At 70.8% G+C, this 17,039-nt stretch carries 20 protein-coding genes; 11 read left to right on the top strand and 9 right to left on the bottom strand.

The window, feature by feature from the left end:
- Position 1: 1 nt before the first annotated feature.
- Both L942_RS43520 and L942_RS39085 read right to left on the bottom strand, forming a co-directional pair.
- The gene (locus L942_RS43520; protein ID WP_235079644.1) at positions 2-466 is read right to left on the bottom strand and encodes a hypothetical protein; all 465 of its coding nucleotides are present in this window, start codon (positions 464-466) and stop codon (positions 2-4) included.
- Between the two features lie 87 nt (positions 467-553).
- Positions 554-2,248, bottom strand: a complete 1,695-nt coding sequence (locus L942_RS39085; RefSeq protein WP_037370283.1) for a bifunctional 3'-5' exonuclease/DNA polymerase — start codon at positions 2,246-2,248, stop codon at positions 554-556.
- A gap of 252 nt (positions 2,249-2,500) precedes the next feature.
- Here L942_RS39085 and L942_RS39080 point away from each other — a divergent pair, with 252 nt between their 5' ends.
- Complete coding sequence (locus L942_RS39080; RefSeq protein WP_037370210.1) at positions 2,501-4,126, top strand: acyl-CoA synthetase; 1,626 nt, start codon at positions 2,501-2,503, stop codon at positions 4,124-4,126.
- A gap of 6 nt (positions 4,127-4,132) precedes the next feature.
- On the opposite strand, the gene L942_RS39075 is transcribed toward L942_RS39080, so the two are convergent.
- The gene (locus tag L942_RS39075) at positions 4,133-4,396 is read right to left on the bottom strand and encodes a hypothetical protein (protein ID WP_051166543.1); all 264 of its coding nucleotides are present in this window, start codon (positions 4,394-4,396) and stop codon (positions 4,133-4,135) included.
- A 60-nt stretch (positions 4,397-4,456) separates the two neighbouring features.
- Positions 4,457-5,395, bottom strand: coding sequence for a hypothetical protein (locus L942_RS39070; RefSeq protein ID WP_037370206.1), 939 nt, complete (start codon positions 5,393-5,395; stop codon positions 4,457-4,459).
- A gap of 395 nt (positions 5,396-5,790) precedes the next feature.
- Between L942_RS39070 and L942_RS39065 the strand changes: the two genes are divergently transcribed.
- The 5 genes from L942_RS39065 to L942_RS39045 are packed head-to-tail and all read left to right on the top strand — an operon-like array spanning position 5,791 to position 8,689.
- A complete protein-coding gene (locus L942_RS39065) occupies positions 5,791-6,087 on the top strand; it encodes a YciI family protein (RefSeq protein WP_037370205.1) in 297 nt (98 codons plus the stop codon).
- 1 nt (position 6,088) lies between these two features.
- Positions 6,089-6,289 (top strand): hypothetical protein, encoded by a 201-nt coding sequence (locus tag L942_RS39060; RefSeq protein ID WP_037370202.1) that lies wholly within the window; start codon positions 6,089-6,091, stop codon positions 6,287-6,289.
- Between the two features lie 44 nt (positions 6,290-6,333).
- Positions 6,334-7,089 (top strand): SDR family oxidoreductase, encoded by a 756-nt coding sequence (locus tag L942_RS39055; RefSeq protein WP_037370198.1) that lies wholly within the window; start codon positions 6,334-6,336, stop codon positions 7,087-7,089.
- Positions 7,090-7,102: 13 nt separating this feature from the next.
- The gene (locus L942_RS39050) at positions 7,103-7,759 is read left to right on the top strand and encodes a histidine phosphatase family protein (RefSeq protein WP_037370197.1); all 657 of its coding nucleotides are present in this window, start codon (positions 7,103-7,105) and stop codon (positions 7,757-7,759) included.
- Positions 7,760-7,768: 9 nt separating this feature from the next.
- Entirely contained in the window at positions 7,769-8,689 is a 921-nt protein-coding gene (locus L942_RS39045; protein ID WP_037370193.1) for an SMP-30/gluconolactonase/LRE family protein, read from the top strand.
- A 63-nt stretch (positions 8,690-8,752) separates the two neighbouring features.
- Here the strand turns inward: L942_RS39045 and L942_RS39040 are convergent, their stop codons facing one another.
- A complete protein-coding gene (locus tag L942_RS39040) occupies positions 8,753-9,580 on the bottom strand; it encodes an enoyl-CoA hydratase family protein (protein WP_037370190.1) in 828 nt (275 codons plus the stop codon).
- Positions 9,577-10,281, bottom strand: a complete 705-nt coding sequence (locus L942_RS39035; protein ID WP_037370187.1) for an SDR family NAD(P)-dependent oxidoreductase — start codon at positions 10,279-10,281, stop codon at positions 9,577-9,579. The genes L942_RS39040 and L942_RS39035 overlap by 4 nt, the downstream gene beginning before the upstream one ends.
- Positions 10,282-10,369: 88 nt before the next feature.
- Here L942_RS39035 and L942_RS39030 point away from each other — a divergent pair, with 88 nt between their 5' ends.
- From L942_RS39030 to L942_RS39015, 4 genes are all read left to right on the top strand, one after another.
- A complete protein-coding gene (locus L942_RS39030) occupies positions 10,370-11,143 on the top strand; it encodes a PaaX family transcriptional regulator (protein ID WP_051166542.1) in 774 nt (257 codons plus the stop codon).
- A gap of 8 nt (positions 11,144-11,151) precedes the next feature.
- A complete protein-coding gene (locus L942_RS39025; RefSeq protein WP_037370183.1) occupies positions 11,152-11,943 on the top strand; it encodes a tryptophan 2,3-dioxygenase in 792 nt (263 codons plus the stop codon).
- Positions 11,940-13,139 (top strand): kynureninase, encoded by a 1,200-nt coding sequence (locus L942_RS39020; protein WP_037370182.1) that lies wholly within the window; start codon positions 11,940-11,942, stop codon positions 13,137-13,139. Before L942_RS39025 ends, L942_RS39020 begins: the two co-directional genes overlap by 4 nt.
- Positions 13,140-13,286: 147 nt before the next feature.
- The gene (locus tag L942_RS39015; RefSeq protein WP_037370180.1) at positions 13,287-14,360 is read left to right on the top strand and encodes a Glu/Leu/Phe/Val dehydrogenase dimerization domain-containing protein; all 1,074 of its coding nucleotides are present in this window, start codon (positions 13,287-13,289) and stop codon (positions 14,358-14,360) included.
- A gap of 241 nt (positions 14,361-14,601) precedes the next feature.
- On the opposite strand, the gene L942_RS39010 is transcribed toward L942_RS39015, so the two are convergent.
- From L942_RS39010 to L942_RS39000, 3 genes are all read right to left on the bottom strand, one after another.
- A complete protein-coding gene (locus L942_RS39010; RefSeq protein WP_037370174.1) occupies positions 14,602-14,787 on the bottom strand; it encodes a DUF5302 domain-containing protein in 186 nt (61 codons plus the stop codon).
- Between the two features lie 71 nt (positions 14,788-14,858).
- Positions 14,859-15,278: a hypothetical protein gene (locus L942_RS39005; RefSeq protein ID WP_037370173.1), complete on the bottom strand. Its 420-nt coding sequence runs from the start codon at positions 15,276-15,278 to the stop codon at positions 14,859-14,861.
- 92 nt (positions 15,279-15,370) lie between these two features.
- A complete protein-coding gene (locus L942_RS39000; protein WP_037370172.1) occupies positions 15,371-16,237 on the bottom strand; it encodes an alpha/beta fold hydrolase in 867 nt (288 codons plus the stop codon).
- Positions 16,238-16,306: 69 nt separating this feature from the next.
- Here L942_RS39000 and L942_RS38995 point away from each other — a divergent pair, with 69 nt between their 5' ends.
- On the top strand, positions 16,307-17,017 hold the full coding sequence (locus L942_RS38995; protein WP_037370170.1) for a TetR/AcrR family transcriptional regulator: 711 nt from the start codon (positions 16,307-16,309) through the stop codon (positions 17,015-17,017).
- Positions 17,018-17,039: the final 22 nt, after the last annotated feature.

The raw sequence follows: 17,039 nt of genomic DNA, 5'->3' as shown, positions 1-17,039 counted from the left end.
ATCATTTCACCAAGAGCGTGACGGTGGCGGCGCTGGCTGAAACCGTGCCCGCGACGGCGGACAGCGAAGCTGCCACTCCCTTCACGTTGCCGAGCATTCTCCCGAACGCTTTCGCCGGTGCTTGCTCCTTGAACGCCATCTTGAGCTTCTGCCATTTGTGCTGCCGGAGGTGACACCCGAGGAGGATTCCGTTGGCGTTGTTGCGGCAGAAATCGTTCTTCCGGGTAGGCGCGCAACACCAGGTCGGTGCTTGAAAGAGGCCGTACAGTACTACGAAGGCCGACAGGATCGCGATGACGCCTGGCCCGATCGCCGGGATCGCCCACAGGGCGATGACAGCGATAAAAGCCAGGAAGCTCCAGAGGCTTCCGCTTTTGTTTTTTCCTTTTTCTCCCCGCCATAGGGCACGAAGATGCTGATCTTCGCCGCCCGGGAGATAGCGCCTTTGCGGTGGAATGCGCCGCAACGAGCGCCGCCGACGGCAACGTCGTGCTCCGCCAAACGGATTTCCCGGCCTCGCCCGCGTGGTTGGTGGGGAAGATGAGTCAGCTGGTCACTTCGCCTCCGCATACGTGTCCACCGGTTTCGCGTGCATCGGAAACCGCACCGGACACGCCTCGCCGAACACCAATCGAGCGGCTTCCTGGATCGACGACTCCACGATCTCCGCGACCTCGTCCGCCAGTTCGGCGGGCGCGTGCACGATCACCTCGTCGTGCAGGAAGAACACCAGGTGCGCCGGTTCCGGCAGTCGCCCGCGCAGGGTGGCCAGCAGGACCGCCGTCAGGTCGGCTGCGCTGGCCTGCACCACGAAGTTCCGCGTGAACCGTCCCCAGCTTCGCGACGCTCGGCGGGCGCGGGTTTCCGTTGCCTCGTCCTCGGTGAGCCCGCCGGTCAGGGCGCGCCAGGCGGCGGACGGGGCCGGGGAGGTGCGGCCCAGCCGGGACCGGACCCGCTCGCCCCGTTCGCCCGCCGCGGCGGCACGCTCCACATAGGACACTGCGTCCGGGAAACGCTGCCGCAGCAACGCGAGCAGCGGACCGGCCTCGCCGGAGGTGCCGCCGTACATCGCGGACAGCATCGCGATCTTTGCGCGGGAACGGTCGTCTCGCGTGTCTCCGGGGCGGAGCGGGACGTAGCGCGTGCCGGAGAACAGGGCTTCCGCCAGGCGGGCGTACAGGTCGGTGGCCGCGGCGACCTCGGCGAGGCGGCGGTCGCCGGACAGGGCGGTGAGGACGCGCGGCTCCAGTTGCGCTCCGTCGGCGACGACGAGTTTCCAGCCGGGGTCCGCCGAGGCGCACGAGCGCAGCGCGCGCGGGATCTGCAGCGCTCCGCCGCCCCGGGTGGCCCAGCGGCCGGACACCACGCCGCCGACCACGTAATGCGGCCGGAATCTGCCGTCGGAGACCCATTCGTCCAGCCACGCCCAGCCGTTGGCCGAGTGCAGCCGCGACAGTTCCTTGTACTCCAGCAACGGCGCGACCGCGGGATGGTCGATGTCCTTCAGCAGGTACTTCCGCGCCGCCGGGATTTCGATGCCCTCCCTGGCCAGCGCGCGGACGACGCTGGCCGAGGAGTCCGGGTTGACCGGACGCCCGCCCAGCGCCGCGGAGATTTTCGCCGCGAGGTCGACGAGGGCTTTCGGGCGCTGGCCAGCGGGGACGCGCGGTCCGAGGCGTTCTTCCAGCAACCGCAGGTGCCGGTCGGCGCGCCAGGGCAGCCCGGCGGCGGAGATCTCCGCGGCGGCCAGCGCGCTCGCCGATTCGGCCGCGAGCAGCAGCCGCATCCGGGCGGGGGCCTCGGTGGCGGCGACGCGCTTCTCCTGTTCGGCCAGGACCCGCCGGGCCGCGGCGGCGACGGTGACGCCCGGCGGCAGGCCAGGGCCGCGCGGGGAGAACAGCGTGGGCTGCGCGTCCTCGCCGAAGGCCGGGCCGTCGTCGGGTGGTTCCTCGCCGTTCGCCCGCGCCCACGCCGCCCGCAAACTTCGCGATTCGCCCTCCCGGCCCTCGTAGGCGAGCAGCAGGCCTTCGGCGAGCGACAGGTCGTGACACCGGCCGAGCCGCACCCCGGCCTTGATCAACGCGGGGTAGAGCTCCTCGACCGAGGGCAGCACCCAGCGCGGGCTCTCGGCCGCCTCCAGCCGGCGCACCTCGGCGGCCCAGTCGGCGCGCGAAAGCCCGCGAAGGGTCCCCGCCGGACCCTCGATCGTGTAGCCGGAGTCCTCCTCCCGGCCGGTGATCACCTGCACCGTCACATTGTGCGGACCGGCACCGACAATTTCCGCGCCCCCGCTGCCGAGCGGGCCGTGAAGGGCTCCTTGACGGAATCTAATTCCCTCAAGGAGCCCTTCACGGACCGTCGCGGACCGGCCCCGGAGATTTCCGCCCCGGCCGGGCACTGGTGCGCGGCGCGGGCTTGCTTTACTGTCGAGTAACTCCCATACCGGCGGTACGGAGGCCGTCGGCGTGGGCGCTCCCGCCGCAGCAATGGAGGTGCCCGGATGAGTGTGGCCGAGCTGGCCGGCCAGGTGGCCGGCAAGCTGACCGAGACCGTGCGCAGCGTCGAGGTGATGCGCCGCGCCGGGCTGGTGCCGTTCCCCCGCCTGGACGAGGGCGTGCGGTCCCTCGTCGCGATCCGCAAGTACGGCCCGTTCGCCGGCGCGAACCACATCGCGGCCCGGCGCGATTCGACCGCCGTCGGGATCGTCGACGACCTCGGCCCGCTCACCTTCAAGCAGCTCGACGACCAGTCCAACGCGCTCGCCCGCGCCTGGTCGCAGCGCGGTCTCGGCCCCGATTCGGTGATCGCCGCGCTGTGCCGCGACCACCGCGGGCTCGTGGTCACGATGGCCGCCTCGGGCAAGCTCGGCGCCCGGCTGCTGCTGATGAACACCGGTTTCGCGAAACCGCAGTTCGCCGACGTCGCCCAGCGCGAGGGCGTCACCGCGCTCGTCTACGACCAGGAGTTCACCGGCCTGCTCGACGCGATCGACGAGGGCGTCGACCGGTATCTGGCCTGGGTCGACGAACCGGCCGGACACGAGATCCCGGTGCTCGCCGAGATCATCGCCAGCACCGACGACCGGCCGCTGCCCGCGCCGGCCAAACCCGGCGGATTCGTGCTGCTCACCAGTGGCACCACCGGCACCCCCAAGGGCGCGCCGCGACCGCACACGTCCGCGCTGGCGTCGGCGCAGTTCCTGGACCGCATCCCGCTGCGCGCCGGCGAAGCGACCTTCATGGGCGCGCCGCTGTTCCACGGCACCGGGCTGTCGCAGTTCATCCTGAGCTTCGCGCTCGGCTGCACGGTGGTGATGCGCCGGAAGTTCGACCCGGAAGCCACGCTCAGGGGCGTCGCCGCTCACCGGTGCACTGCGCTCGTTCTGGTGCCGACGATGCTGCAGCGGATCGTCGACCTGCCGAAGGAGGTCCGCGACCGCTACGACACCTCGTGCCTGCGGATCATCTTCGTCGCCGGGTCCGCGCTCTCGCCGGATCTCGGCAACCGGGCGAACGAGCAATTCGGCGACGTCGTGCACAACCTGTACGGCTCCACGGAGGTCGCGGTGGCGACGGTCGCGACGCCGGAGGACTGGAAGCGGGCACCGGGCACGGTCGGCCGCGCGCCGGTCGGCTGCCGCGTCGCGCTGTACGACGAAAACGGCGTCAAGATCACCAAACCGCACGTGACCGGGCGGGTGTTCGTCGGCAGCGGGCTCAGCTTCGGCGGCTACACCGACGGCCGCAACAAGGAGATCATCGACGGCCTGCTTTCCAGCGGCGACGTCGGCCACTTCGACGAGGACGGCCTCCTGTTCATCGACGGCCGCGACGACGAGATGATCGTCTCCGGCGGCGAGAACGTGTTCCCGATCGAGGTGGAGAACCTCTTGGTGGAGCGCGAAGACGTCCTCGAGGCGGCGGTGATCGGAGTCGAGGACCCGGACTTCGGCGAACGGCTCAAGGCGTTCGTGGTGCGGGCCGAGGGCTCGACGCTCGACGAGGACGGCGTGCGCGAGTACGTGAAGGCGAACCTGGCGCGCTACAAGGTGCCGCGGGACGTGGAGTTCCTGGACGAGCTGCCGCGCAACGCGACCGGGAAGGTGCTGCGGACCAAGCTGAGCTGAGCGGGGTCACCGAAAGCAGCTTCGCACGCAGGGATCTGCGAGGACGCGGATCTCACCGGGCGTCCCGGTGGCGATGGTGCGGCCCTCGCGCACGAGCACCATCGCGTCGGCGACACCGGTTTCCGCCAGGAGCGCCGTCATGGGTGATGGCCAGGACGGCGGCACCGGAATCGGCGCAAGCACGCGGGCGGACCGCACTTCGCTGGCGGTTCCGCGGTCAAGGGAGGCGCAGGGTTCGTCCACGACGAGCAGGTCCGGTTCGGCCAGCAAGGCCGCGGCGAGGGCTGTTCGCTGAAAGCTGGTACGGGAAGAGGTCGACCGGCTCCGGCCTCACGAGTCCCAGCCGATGCCGAAGATCCCCGGTCCGAAGTCCAGCGCGATCGCGTGCACGCCGTTGCCGCTGTCGAGCCGCAGCCGGCGCCGGGCGGGGGCTTCGTCGGTGGCGTTCGCGTACTGCCAGCAGCGGGCGGGCACCGCGGCCGGGTCGAAGCGGACCTCCAGCAGGTACTCGCGGACCGGGCGGCGGAATTCCCGGTAGTGCGTCGACCGGCAGCGCGGGTACGGCGGTCCGGCGTTGCGCAGGGTGTACTCGATGAGGTGCGTCTCGCCGCGTTCCAGCGCGCGGTCGAAGAGCAGTTCTGCCACGAGGATTCCGTGGTCGTCGTCCACTTCGGCGCGGCCGACGCGGCAGTTGCGCACCGGCTCCAGCCGCGGCACCGCCGTCGCGTCGCCCTGGGCGTACACCAGCAGCCAGCGGTCCTGACCGTCCGCACCGGACTGGAACACCGCGCGGGAGGTCACCGAGCGCTGGCCGCCGTCGGCCGCGATCTCGCAGCGGTCGTGCAGGCCGACGAGCTTCAACTGGTGCTGCTGGTCCAGCGCGTCCGGCGCGCCGACGCGTTCCAGCAGCGGCTGCAGGATCTCGCGGGTGAACGTGACCGGTTCCTCGCCCGCCCGGTCGCGTTTGCTCGCGCCGCGCGGACGGGGCGGCGGCAGCAAGCCGAGCAACGCGCCGTCGGGGACGTCGAGGATTTCCTCCAGCATCCGCACCGCCGAAAGCGACCCGGCGCGTTCCGGCTGGCGTTTGCCCGACTGCCAGTAGCTGAGCGCGGTGACGCTGACCGCCGCGCCGCGGGCGCGCAGCCGGGCCTGGATCCGGTCCAGGGAAAGCCCGCTGGCTCCGATCGCGGCGCGCAGCGCGCTCGCGAACGCGGTCCGGGCACCTCCGTCGGTGTCCGGACCGGCGTGGTCCGCATGCCGCTGCGTCATGTCCCGCCGCCCGCCCCCGCTGGTAACCGACCGTGCCGAGCCCGACACAGGCACGGTAGCAGCCGTGCGACCAGGTGGTGCCTCCGTGCCATTCGGACGAACGGGCTAGTACTGGCAACTGTGAACCATTGCCGTGACCTGCACGGTCGCGCTTCCATGGCCAGGACGGAACGCGCCGCCCCCGGCGCGTCCGGAGCCTCGGCCCCGGCAGCGCGGACCGCGCCCCGCGCCCGGCCGGCGGCCGCGCCCGGAACCGGTGGCCCGGCATGCCCCCAGAGGCCGGGCCGCCGGTCATCCTTGCCGGGCCCGCGGGACTTGCGCCCGCGCCCGAAGCGGCAGACGATGAGCGCAATCCCCGTCCTCGGGGCGGTTTCCCTCGATCGCAGGCGGCCGAAATGACGAACTTTCTTCTGCTTTACCGCGCGGACCAGTCGGCCGCGGAGCGCTTGGCCCAGGCGACGCCGGAAGAACAGGCCGCCGGGATGCGAGCCTGGGAGGCGTGGTTCGCCAAAGCGGGCGACGCGGTGGTGGACGGCGGCGCGCCCACCGCGGGCGGCGACGGCACGGTCGGCGGGTACTCGATCGTGCGGGCCGACTCCGCGGACGCGGTGCGGGCCCTGCTCGACGGGCACCCGCACACTGAGATCGGCACGATCGACGTGCTGGAGATCCTTCCGCGGCCGGGAGCGTGAGATGGCCGCACCGGAGTTCGACGGAAAATGCGCGTTCGCGCTGAGCCTCGGGCCCGCGAGCAAAGCACCCGCGGGCAAGCCTCGGCACGCTCTGGAGCTCGAGGGCAAGACCTACTACTTCTCCGGTGCGGTGCCGAAATTCCTGTTCCGGCTGATCCCCGGCAGCCGGGAACGGGCGGACCGGAGGTGGGCGGCACGGTGAGCCGCGCCACCGCCCTGTTGGTTACCAGCGGGTAGGCTCCGGGCATGGTCTTGCGGCAGAACATCCTGATCACCGGAGCCAGCTCCGGTCTCGGCGAGGGAATGGCCCGGCAGTTCGCCGCCCGCGGCCGCAATCTCGCACTGTGCGCCCGGCGCACCGAACGGCTCGACGACCTGGCCGCGCAGCTGCGCGCCGCGTACCCGGGGATCACCGTCGTCACGCGCGAGCTCGACGTCACCGACCACGACCGCGTCTTCGAGGTGTTCGAGGAATTCCGGACCGAACTCGGCAGGCTCGACCGCGTGATCGTCAACGCCGGGCTCGGCAAGGGACAACCGGTCGGCGCGGGCCGGTTCGACGCCAACCGGCAGACCCTCGAGACCAATCTCGTCGCCGCGGTGGCCCAGATCGAGGCGGCGGCGGGCATTTTCCGCGAGCAGCGCGACGGGCATCTCGCGGTGATCTCGTCGTTCATGGCACTGCGCGGTTTTCCCCGGAATCTCACCGCGTACTCCGCGTCGAAGGCCGGGATTTCCGCGTTCGCCGAGGGCGCGCGGCTGGAACTGAGCAGCCTCGGCATCACGGTCACCGACGTGCGGCCCGGCTACATCAGCTCCGAGATGACCGCGCGCTCCACCAAGCGCAATCCCCTGATGGTGTCGGCCGAAGCCGGGGCGCACGCGCTGGTCAAGGCGATCGAAGCGGAACCGAAGCGCGCGTACGTGCCTTCGTGGCCCTGGGTGCCGCTGAGCCTCGCGGTACGCTTGGCGCCTGGCCGGTTGCTGCGGATGTTTTCCTGACGGGACGGCGTGAATGGGTGCGATCTACCTGATCCGGCACGGACAGGCGTCGTTCGGCGCGGCGGATTACGACGCGTTGTCGCCGCTGGGTTTCGAACAGTCCACATTGGTCGGTGCGGAGCTGAAGCGGCGCGGGGTCGAGTTCGCGCAGGTGCGCTCGGGAACGCTGGCCCGCCAGCGGGACACCGCGGCGACCGCGTTGAAAGCCCTCGGCTGCGACGTGCCGGTGGTCGAGGACGAACGCTGGAACGAATACGACCACGTCGACATCGCACGGCACCACGCGGGCGGTGCGCCGCAAGAGGATTCGCGCGAGTACCAGCGGCTGCTGGACACCGCGCTGACCGCGTGGGTCGACTCCGGCGACAGCGGTCCGTGCACGGAAAGCTGGCCCGTCTTCCTCGGCCGCTGCACCGCGGCGCTGGCGGACCTGGTCGGCTCGCTGGGCAAGGGCGAGAACGGGCTGGTGTTCACCTCCGGCGGCGTGCTGGGCGCGGTCGCCGGGTCGCTGCTGGGCACGCCCGGGCCCGGGCTGCTGAAGCTGAACCGCGTCACCGTGAACACCGGCATCACGAAGCTGACGTCCGGTCGCGGCGGCGTGACTCTGTTGTCCTTCAACGAGCATCCGCATCTCGAAGGCGAGAACGCGCGGCTGCTCAGCTACCGGTAGGAGGCCGGCGTGCGGTTCGGTGAGGTCACGATCGTGCCGGTGAACGGGCACGGTCCAGAAGACGTGGTCGTGGACGCCGAGGGCCGGGTCTACACCGGGGTCGACGACGGCCGGATCCTGCGCGTCGCCCCGGACGGACGGCGGATCGACCTGATCGGCGATACCGGCGGCCGCCCGCTCGGGCTGGAGCTGTACGGCCCCGACGAACTGCTGATCTGCGACGCCCGCGCCGGTTTGCTGACCATGCCGCTGGCCGGCGGCGAGCCGACGACGCTCGCGACGTCCGGCGCCGGACTGGACTTCGTGTTCTGCAACAACGCCGCGGTCGCCGCCGACGGAACGGTCTATTTCACCGATTCCTCGCGCCGCTTCGGCATCGACAACTGGCGCGACGACCTCATCGAGCAGACCGCGGGCGGACGGCTGCTGCGCCGCACGCCGGACGGGGCGATCGACCTGCTCGCCGACGGCCTCCAGTTCGCGAACGGCGTCGCGCTGCCGCCGGACGAATCCTTCGTGGCGGTCGCCGAAACCGGCGCGTGCCGGGTCAGCCGGGTCTGGCTGACCGGCCCGCGCGCGGGCGACCGCGACGTCCTGATCGACGACCTGCCGGGCTTCCCGGACAACATCGCGACCGGTTCGGACGGACTGATCTGGATCACCGAGGCCAGCCCGCGGCTGCGTGCCCTCGACGTCGTGCGTCGCCTGCCCACGCCGCTCCGGACAGCGGTGCGCGCGCTGCCGGATTCCCTGCAACCCGCGCCGAAACGCCGGGTGGGCGCGCTCGCGGTCACCCCGGAGGGCGCGGTGGTGCGGGAGCTGCGCGGCGAGATCCCGGGATTCCACCTGCTGGTGGGCATCCGCGAATACCACGGCCGGCTGTGGTTCGGCTCCCTGGAAGAGAACGCGCTCGCCTACACCGACCTCTGATCAGCTGTCGGTGAAGGGCTCCTTGCGGGACTTAGCTTCCTTCAAGGAGCCCTTCACGGACAATCAGCGGCCGGTCCATTGGGGACTGCGACCGGCCGCCCAGGCGGCGTAGAACTCCTTGTGGTCCTTGGCGGTCATCAACAGAGCCTGCGTGATCGCTTCCAGCTCGATCGAGCTGCCAAGGTCGCTGTCGAGTTCGCGGGTCAGCAGCACCTTCGTGGTGGAGTACGCCAACGCCGGGCCGTCCGCGAGGCGTCGCGCCAGTGCGGCGGCCTCGGCGGCGAGGTCGGCGTCCGGCACCACCCGGTTGGCCAGCCCGATCGCTTCGGCGCGCTCGGCGGGGAGTTTGTCGCCCAGCATCAGCAGTTCCGTCGCGCGGCCGAGGCCGACCAGTCGCGGCAGCAGGTACGCCGAACCCATGTCCGCGCCCGCCAATCCGACCTTCGTGAACAGGAACGCGAACTTCGCCGATTCGGCCAGCAGCCGGAAATCGCTGGCCAGCGCGAGCACCGAACCGGCGCCCGCCGCGACGCCGTTGACCGCCGCGATGATCGGGATCGGCGTTTCGCGCATGGCTTTCACCACCGCGCCGGTCATCCGGGTGAATTCGAGCAGTTCCGCGGTGTCCATTTTCTGCAGTTCGCCGATGATTTCCTCGACGTCGCCGCCCGAGCAGAACCCGCGGCCCTTCCCGGTGAGCACCAGCACCCGCACGTCGCCGCGGTGCGGCAGTTCGGCGACGAGGTCGCGCAGGTCGGCGTAGACGTCGAAGGTGAGCGCGTTGAGCTTGTCCGGGCGGTCGAAGGTCACCGTCGCGACCCCGTCGTCCACCGTGAACTCGAAGTGCTCCCACGATTTCGTGAGCGGGACACTGGCGCGGAACGGGCTCATTTCTGGATTCCTCCACCGTCGAGTACGAGGGTCTGTCCGTTGATCGCGGCCGCCTCGGGGGCGGCGAAAAACTCCACGGCGTACGCGATTTCGCCGGGTTCGAGCAGCCGGGCGAGCGGGGAGGCGGCGGCGAGCGCGGCTTCCGCGTCGGCCTCGTCGCGGCCGGTGCGCTCGCGGATCCGGGCGACTGAGGTCGCGGTCATGTCGGTGCGCACGAACGACGGGCACACCGCGTTCGACGTGACGCCAGTCCCCGCCACTTCCGCCGCCACCGCGCGCATCAGGCCGACCGCCGCGTGCTTCGACGCGGTGTAGCCCGAGGTGTAGCGCGCCCCGGCCAGGCCCGCGGTCGACGCGACCGTGACGATTCGCCCGTAGTCGCGTTCGCGCATTCCCGGCAGCACCTCGCGAGTGCAGAGGAACGCGCCGGTCGCGTTCACCTCGAACTGGCCGCGCCAGTCGTCCAGGCCCGTCTTCGCCAGCGGCGCGCTCGAGGACACCCCGGCGTTGTTGACCAGCACGTCGACCGGTCCGAGCCGGGCGAAGTACCCGCGGACGGCGGCCTCGTCGGTGACGTCGCATTCGGCTCGGCCGGGGGAGTGCACGGTCGCCCCGGCGGCGCGGAACCGCTCGGCGACGGCCGCGCCGATGCCGCGGGTGCCGCCGGTGACCACGACGACTCGGTCGGAAAAACTGCTCACTCCCGAAAGCTACACCGCAGCGGGCTGAGGTGTATAGAGTTGCCTCGTGCCCGAAACCGAACCCGCCCGCACGCCTCAGGAGCTCGTGATGACGCTGCTGGGCAGCTACGTGCGCCCGCGCGAGAGCAGGCGCGTGTGGTCCGGCGGGCTCGTCGCGCTGCTGCACGAGCTGGGGTTTTCCGACGGCGCGGCCCGGATCGCGCTGACCCGGCTGGTGCGCCGCGGCCTGCTGTCCCGGCACCGCGAGGGCAGGCTGGTGCACTATTCGCTCACCCCGCGCACGGTCGCCCTGCTCGACGACGGCGACCGGCGGATCTTCGGCCTCGGCCGCCGGGACGAACCGGCCGGGACCTGGACCGTCCTGTGGCAGAACATCCCGGAGACCCGGCGCAAGTCTCGCGAACGGCTGGTGCGGCGGCTGCGGTTCCTCGGCTTCGGCCCGGTCCAGGACGGCACCTGGCTCGCCCCGCACGACCGCGAGGCCGAGGTGCTCGCGCTGCTCGCCGAACTCGACGTCGCCGAACACGCCGGCCTGATGCTGGGCACCCCGTCCGCCGCGCTGGACGTGCGCCGGCTCGCCGGCCGGGCGTGGGACCTCGACGGACTGTCCGCCCGCTACGGCGCGTTCGTCGCGGAATTCGGCGACTGCCCGCGCGACCTCAGCGACGCGGAAGCGTTCGCCGTGCGCACCCGCCTGGTGCACACCTATCGCGAATTTCCTTCGCTGGACCCGGAACTGCCGTCCGAGCTGATCCCCGCGCCGGGCACGCGGGCGGCGGCGGTCAAGCTGTTCCACGACCTGTATTCGGCGCTCGCGCCACCCGCTCAGCGCCACTTCGACCGAACCCTGTCCACGAGATGAGGAAGCCGATGACCGGACCAGACGACACCCAGGCCGCGCTCAGCTACACGTCCTATCTGGCGCTCGACGAGGTGCTCAGCGCGCAGCGCCCGCGTTCGGACGAGCACGACGAACTGCTGTTCATCGTGATCCACCAGGTCTACGAGCTGTGGTTCAAGCAGATCCTGCACGAAACCGCGTTCCTGCAGGAAAACCTGGAAGCGGGCAACACCGCGCATTCGATCCGCACGCTGCGCCGCATCCTCACCGTGCTGAAGGTGGTGGTCGCGCAGATCGACGTGCTGGAGACGATGACGCCCAGCCAGTTCACCAGCTTCCGCGCCCGGCTCGACGCGTCGAGCGGCTTCCAGTCCGGCCAGTTCCGCGAATTGGAGGCGGTGCTCGGCCGCCGCGACGAACGCGTGTTCGCGCACTACCCGGACGGCGGCGAGCAGCGCACCCGAATCGCCAACGCGATGCGGCGTCCGTCGGTGTTCGACTCGTTCCTGACCTATCTGTCCGGAAAGGGCTATCCGGTCGACACCGGCCGCGACGTGACCCGGCCGCTGGAGCCGTCGCCGGAACTGCAGGAAGTGCTGCTGAAGGTCTACCACGACGACGGGGGCCCGTCGGTGCTCGCCGAGGCGCTGGTCGACCTCGACGAGGGCCTGCAGGAATGGCGCTACCGGCACGTGAAGATGGTCGAACGCACGATCGGCGACAAGACCGGCACCGGCGGCTCCTCCGGCGCGGCCTACCTGCGCACCACGCTGTTCACCCCGATGTTCCCGGACCTGTGGGCCGTGCGGAGCCGGTTGTGACCACGGTGGAGTCCTTGCGCGGCAAGGAAAACGCGCTCGCCCCGCACTACTCGCGGTTCCGTGTCGCCGACCGGCTGCTGTTGTCCGCGCATTCGCACCAGGCGTGGCCGGACGTCGCCGAGGAGGGCCTGCGGGAAGCGTTCGCCGACGCGGCGGAAGAGGTGGACGAGAAGTGGGGCCGGGCGTTCGCGAAGGCCGACGAGCTGCGGAGCGGGTTCCGGCAGTGGCTGTCCGACCCGCACGGCGACTACGCGCTCGGCCAGAACACGCACGAACTCGTGCTGCGCTTCCTGTCCGCGATCGAGCTGCGGAAGCGCCCCCGGTTGGTGACCACGGACGGGGAATTCCACACTCTGCGCCGCCAGCTCACCCGACTGGCCGAGGAGGGCGTCGAGGTCGTCCGGGTGCCCGCCGCTCCGGTCGCGACGTTGGCCGAACGGCTCGCCGAGCAGGTCGATGACCGCACTGCCGCGGTGCTGACGTCGGCAGTGCTGTTCGAGACGTCGTGGATCGTGCCGGGCCTCGCGCATCTGGCGGACACGTGCCGGAGCCGCTCGGTCGAGCTGGTCGTCGACGCTTACCACGCGGTCGGCGCGGTCCCGTTCCCGTTGCACGACCTCGGCCTCACCAACGCGTGGGTGCTCGGCGGCGGATACAAGTACCTGCAGCTCGGCGAGGGCAACTGCTTCTTGCGCCTGCCCGCGCACGCGCAGGAACTGCGTCCGGTGATTACCGGCTGGTACGCGGAATTCGGCGCCCTCGCCGACGAACGCCGCCCGGACGAAGTCGCGTACGCACCCGGCGGCGACCGGTTCGCCGGAGCGACGTACGACCCGTCGAGCCACTACCGAGGCGTACGCGTGCAGCGGTTCTTCGCCGAGCAAGGACTCACCGCCGAGTTCTTGCGGGAGGTGTCGCAACACCAGGTCGGTCTGCTCGCCAGCTGCTTCGACAGTCTCGGCCTGCCGGACGACGTCGTGACCCGCGACCGGGAAACCCCGCTCGAAAGCATCGGCGGCTTCCTCTCGCTGCGCAGCCCGGTCGCCGGGCGTCTCTGCGAACGCCTGGCCGCGCGCGGCGTGCGGACCGACAGCCGCGGCCAGTACCTCCGGTTCGGGCCGGCGCCGTACCTGTCGGATGAACAGCTCGAGACCGCGATTTCCACACTTCGGGAAGCTGTCGCGGATCTGGGGTGAAGCTCCCGGGATGCGGGTGGTGGCCCGGAGAACGGCGAAGTAGGTTGACGGTGTGCACTGCGGAACGGGCAACCCCCGTTCCCCGGCGCGCACCGTTCACACATGCGCGCGGCCACGAGCCGCGTGGGAGACAAAGGAGTCACCACCGTGACCGAAGGCGTGTTCGGCCGGCACAGCGGCCATGAGCAAGTCGTGTTCTGCCACGACGAGGCCAGCGGGCTGAAAGCCATCATCGGCATCTATTCCACCGCTTTGGGCCCAGCCCTCGGCGGCACCCGGTTCTACCCCTACGCCACCGAGGACGCCGCACTCGACGACGTTCTCGCGCTCTCCAAGGGAATGGCGTACAAGAACGCGCTCGCCGGCCTCGACCTCGGCGGCGGCAAAGCGGTCATCATCGGAGACCCGAACACGCTGAAGTCCGAAGCGCTTCTCCGCGCGTACGGCCGGTTCGTGGACTCGCTCGGCGGCCGTTACATCACCGCCTGCGACATGGGCACGTACGTCCGGGACATGGACGTGGTCGCTCGCGAGACCCGGCACGTCACCGGCCGTTCCCCGGAGGACGGTGGCGCGGGCGACTCCTCGGTGCTCACGGCTTTCGGCGTGTACCAGGGAATGCGCGCGTCCGCGGAGCAGGTGTGGGGCGTGCCCGAGCTGACCGGCCGCCGCGTCGGCGTCGCCGGGGTCGGCAAGGTCGGCCACATCCTCGTCGGCCATCTCGTGGAAGCCGGCGCCCGCGTGGTGATCACCGATGTCGCGCCCAGCGCGGTGGAACGCACCCGGGCGGCCCACCCGGACGTCGAGGTCGTGTCCGATGTGGACACCATGATCGAGACCGAACTGGACGTCTTCGCCCCGTGCGCGATGGGCGGCGTGCTCACCGACGAGACCGTGGCCGCCCTGCGCACCCAAATCGTCTGCGGCGCGGCGAACAACCAGCTCGCCCACCCCGGCGTCGACAAGCTCCTGGCCGACCGCGGCATCCTGTTCGCCCCGGACTACCTGGTGAACGCAGGCGGCGTGATCCAGGTGGACGACGAACGCCACGGCTTCGACTTCACCCGCGCCCAGCGCAAAACGGCGGCCATCTTCGACACCACGAAAGCGGTGTACGAACTCGCGAAAGCTGACGGCGTACCGCCCGCCGCCGCAGCCGACCGCCTGGCCGAACGCCGAATGACCGACGTCGGCCGCCTGCGCTCGATCCTCACGGTGTAGCCCCGCAGAAGTCCGTGAAGGGCTCCTTGCGGGAATCTAATTCCCGCAAGGAGCCCTTCACGGACCGCCACCGATGCACCCACCAGCCAGGCACCCACACCACCCCCGCACCCCGATACGAAGCCAAAACACGGTCTGGAGTTGCTTGTCAAGGCATCTTTCCCGCCTTGACAAGCAACCCCAGACCGTAGTCACAATCAAGCTTCGGGGTGCCCCAGCCACCGAGGGCACCCAGGAGCGCTCAGCCGCTCTTCCGCCGAAATGTCCGCTTGCTCGCCGCGGGCCCGTGCGCGTGCTGGCTCTGCTGCCCGGCGTTCTCGTGCGCGGCCCCCTCCCGAGCCTTGGCCTGTTTCCGCTCCAAGGCCTCGCGGAACTTCCGCTTGACGTCGCCCTCCCCGTCGCTGGGTGCCGGTTGCGCTTCACTCATGGCTGACCTCCGAAGGTGACGACGTGGTACCCCGTCAGACTGGCACCCTTCGCGCACCTTGGCGAGCCATTTCAGAGCGATGCCACCCGGCGGTGGCTCGGCTCGACAGACCGCGGCTCGGGTACGACAGCCTTCGCGAACATCGGACGAACCCGTTGCGCCATGCGCCATCCGGCACCAAGCAATAGCCCGAACCCCGCCGCACCAGCCAAGATCACCGCAACCCGGGCGGTACTAGCGGTGAAAACCAGAGTCCCGGACCGGCCGTACGCGAAGCCGGACAGCACCGCCCAGCCCACCGCCGCCACCCCGACCGCGGCGAGGGGAGTGGTGACCACTGCCACTGCGCCGACCACGAGCGCGACGGACACGACGGCGTAGCCGGGATGCGCGGTGCCTCCGGCGAGGTCCGCACCGATCGCAGCCACCGCTACCGCCACGCAACCGAGCGGGAATCCGAATCCGCCAGCGAGCCGTCCTTCAGTACGCATGCCCCATGGCACCCCGGGCGGACGGGCAAGGGCGAACGTGCGGACAAGTTCCGTACGCCCCGGCGCGCATTATTGACGGATTTTTGACCTCCTCAAGCGCGCGCGGTCGCCCGGACGATCGCGGCGACGATTTCCGGCCACAGCGGTTCCGGCAGGTCGTGCCCCATGCCCGGAACGATCACCAGCTCCGCGTCCGGGATCGCCGCCGCGGTGGCTTTCCCGCCGCTGACGTCGATCATCACGTCCGAGTCGCCGTGCAGCACGACGGTCGGCACCCGGACCTCGCGCAGCCGTTCGGTGCGGTCGCCCGACGCCACGACGGCGGCGGCCTGCCGCTGCATCCCGGCCGGATGCCGTCCCCGGTCGTAGTTCCGGGTCGCCTTGCGCCGCAGGTATTCCTCGGTGGCCGGATAGCCCGGCGACCCGGTCACCCGGTAGTTCGCGACGCTCTGGTCGATCTGCGCCTCGCGCGTCTCCGGCACCGGCTGGGTGAGCGTCGCGAGCGCGGCGGGCGAGACCTGGCCGACCGACGGGTCGCCGGTCGTCGACATGATCGACGTCAGGCTCAGCAGCCGGTCCGGGTGGTCGATCGCGAGCTGCTGCGCGACCATTCCGCCCATCGAAGCGCCGACGACGTGCGCCTTCGCGAAGCCGAGCGCGTCGAACAGCCCGACAGTGTCGTTCGCGAGGTCCGAGAGCAGATACGGCGCCGGGGCCGTGCCCGCCATGATCCCGGCGAGGTCCGGCGTGCCGAGTTCGTCGAACCAGGTGGACAGGCCCGCGTCGCGGTTGTCGAAGCGCACGACGTGGAAGCCGCGGCTCGCGAGCAGCTCGCAGAAACCCTCCTCCCAGGTGATCATCTGGGCGCCGAGGCCCATCACCAGGACGACCGGCGGGGCGGCCGGATCGCCGAACGTGTCGTACTCGAGTTCGAGGCCGTTGGCCTGTGCGCGTGGCATGCCCCGATCATGCCGCAGCGCGGAACCGCGTGTGGCCGAGCCGGGCGGTCGCCGGTTACCGTGCACGGCATGCCGACTTCGCGTGCCGGACAGCGCGCCCGGTCCCGTTCCGCCGCCGGGCTGCCCGCGGTCACCGCGAAGAAGGTGGTCGACGCGGCGGTGAAGCTCACCGTCGAACGCGGGTTGGAGAACTGGACGCTGCGGCAGCTGGCCGCGGCGATCGGCGCGTACCCGGCCGTCGTCTACCACCACGTCGGGGATCGCGACGCGGTCGTGTGCGCGGTGCTCGACCGGGTCGTCGGCCAGCTGCGGCTGCCCGACGAGACGCTGGAGTGGCAGGAGTGGTTCGTCGAACTGCTGACCGGCCTGCGCGAGCTGCTGCGCAAGCATCCGGGCACCGCGCGCCGGATGGCGTCGTTCGGGCCGTCGGTGGCCGCGGCCACGCCCACGATGGACCGCGGCGTGCGGATGCTGCTGGACGCGGGCTTCGGCGACGAGAGCCCGCGCGCGTACACGATGCTCACCACGACCGCGTGCCAGTACGTCGCGCTGGAGGACGACCGGGACTGCAGCCTCGCGTTGCGCCTGGACAACACCGAGGAATACGCGTCCTACCGCGACCGCGAGGACCTGCCCGGCATGGCCGCGCACGGCCGCGCGATGCAGGAGCTGCTCACCGACCCGGAAGCCGCGGCCGATTACCATCCGCGACTGTTCGACTTCGCGATCCGCACCTGCCTCGACGGGCTCGCGTGCCGATTGGCCCGGTCGCGCGGCTGAAATTCGCGAAATTGCCCGTACC

The organism is Amycolatopsis orientalis DSM 43388 (assembly GCF_000411975.1).
Taxonomy (GTDB): Bacteria; Actinomycetota; Actinomycetes; order Mycobacteriales; family Pseudonocardiaceae; genus Amycolatopsis; species Amycolatopsis orientalis_D.
Note: the sequence above shows the minus strand (reverse complement) of the source record. Positions and strands in the feature narration are given on the sequence as shown.

Coding starts and splice junctions, on each gene's coding strand:
- L942_RS39080 (WP_037370210.1), top strand. CDS start 2,501: ATGAGTGTGGCCGAGCTGGCCGGCCAGGTGGCCGGCAAGCTGACCGAG.
- L942_RS39070 (WP_037370206.1), bottom strand. CDS start 5,395: ATGACGCAGCGGCATGCGGACCACGCCGGTCCGGACACCGACGGAGGT.
- L942_RS39065 (WP_037370205.1), top strand. CDS start 5,791: ATGACGAACTTTCTTCTGCTTTACCGCGCGGACCAGTCGGCCGCGGAG.
- L942_RS39060 (WP_037370202.1), top strand. CDS start 6,089: ATGGCCGCACCGGAGTTCGACGGAAAATGCGCGTTCGCGCTGAGCCTC.
- L942_RS39055 (WP_037370198.1), top strand. CDS start 6,334: ATGGTCTTGCGGCAGAACATCCTGATCACCGGAGCCAGCTCCGGTCTC.
- L942_RS39050 (WP_037370197.1), top strand. CDS start 7,103: ATGGGTGCGATCTACCTGATCCGGCACGGACAGGCGTCGTTCGGCGCG.
- L942_RS39040 (WP_037370190.1), bottom strand. CDS start 9,580: ATGAGCCCGTTCCGCGCCAGTGTCCCGCTCACGAAATCGTGGGAGCAC.
- L942_RS39030 (WP_051166542.1), top strand. CDS start 10,370: ATGACGCTGCTGGGCAGCTACGTGCGCCCGCGCGAGAGCAGGCGCGTG.
- L942_RS39025 (WP_037370183.1), top strand. CDS start 11,152: ATGACCGGACCAGACGACACCCAGGCCGCGCTCAGCTACACGTCCTAT.
- L942_RS39010 (WP_037370174.1), bottom strand. CDS start 14,787: ATGAGTGAAGCGCAACCGGCACCCAGCGACGGGGAGGGCGACGTCAAG.
- L942_RS39005 (WP_037370173.1), bottom strand. CDS start 15,278: ATGCGTACTGAAGGACGGCTCGCTGGCGGATTCGGATTCCCGCTCGGT.
- L942_RS39000 (WP_037370172.1), bottom strand. CDS start 16,237: ATGCCACGCGCACAGGCCAACGGCCTCGAACTCGAGTACGACACGTTC.
- L942_RS38995 (WP_037370170.1), top strand. CDS start 16,307: ATGCCGACTTCGCGTGCCGGACAGCGCGCCCGGTCCCGTTCCGCCGCC.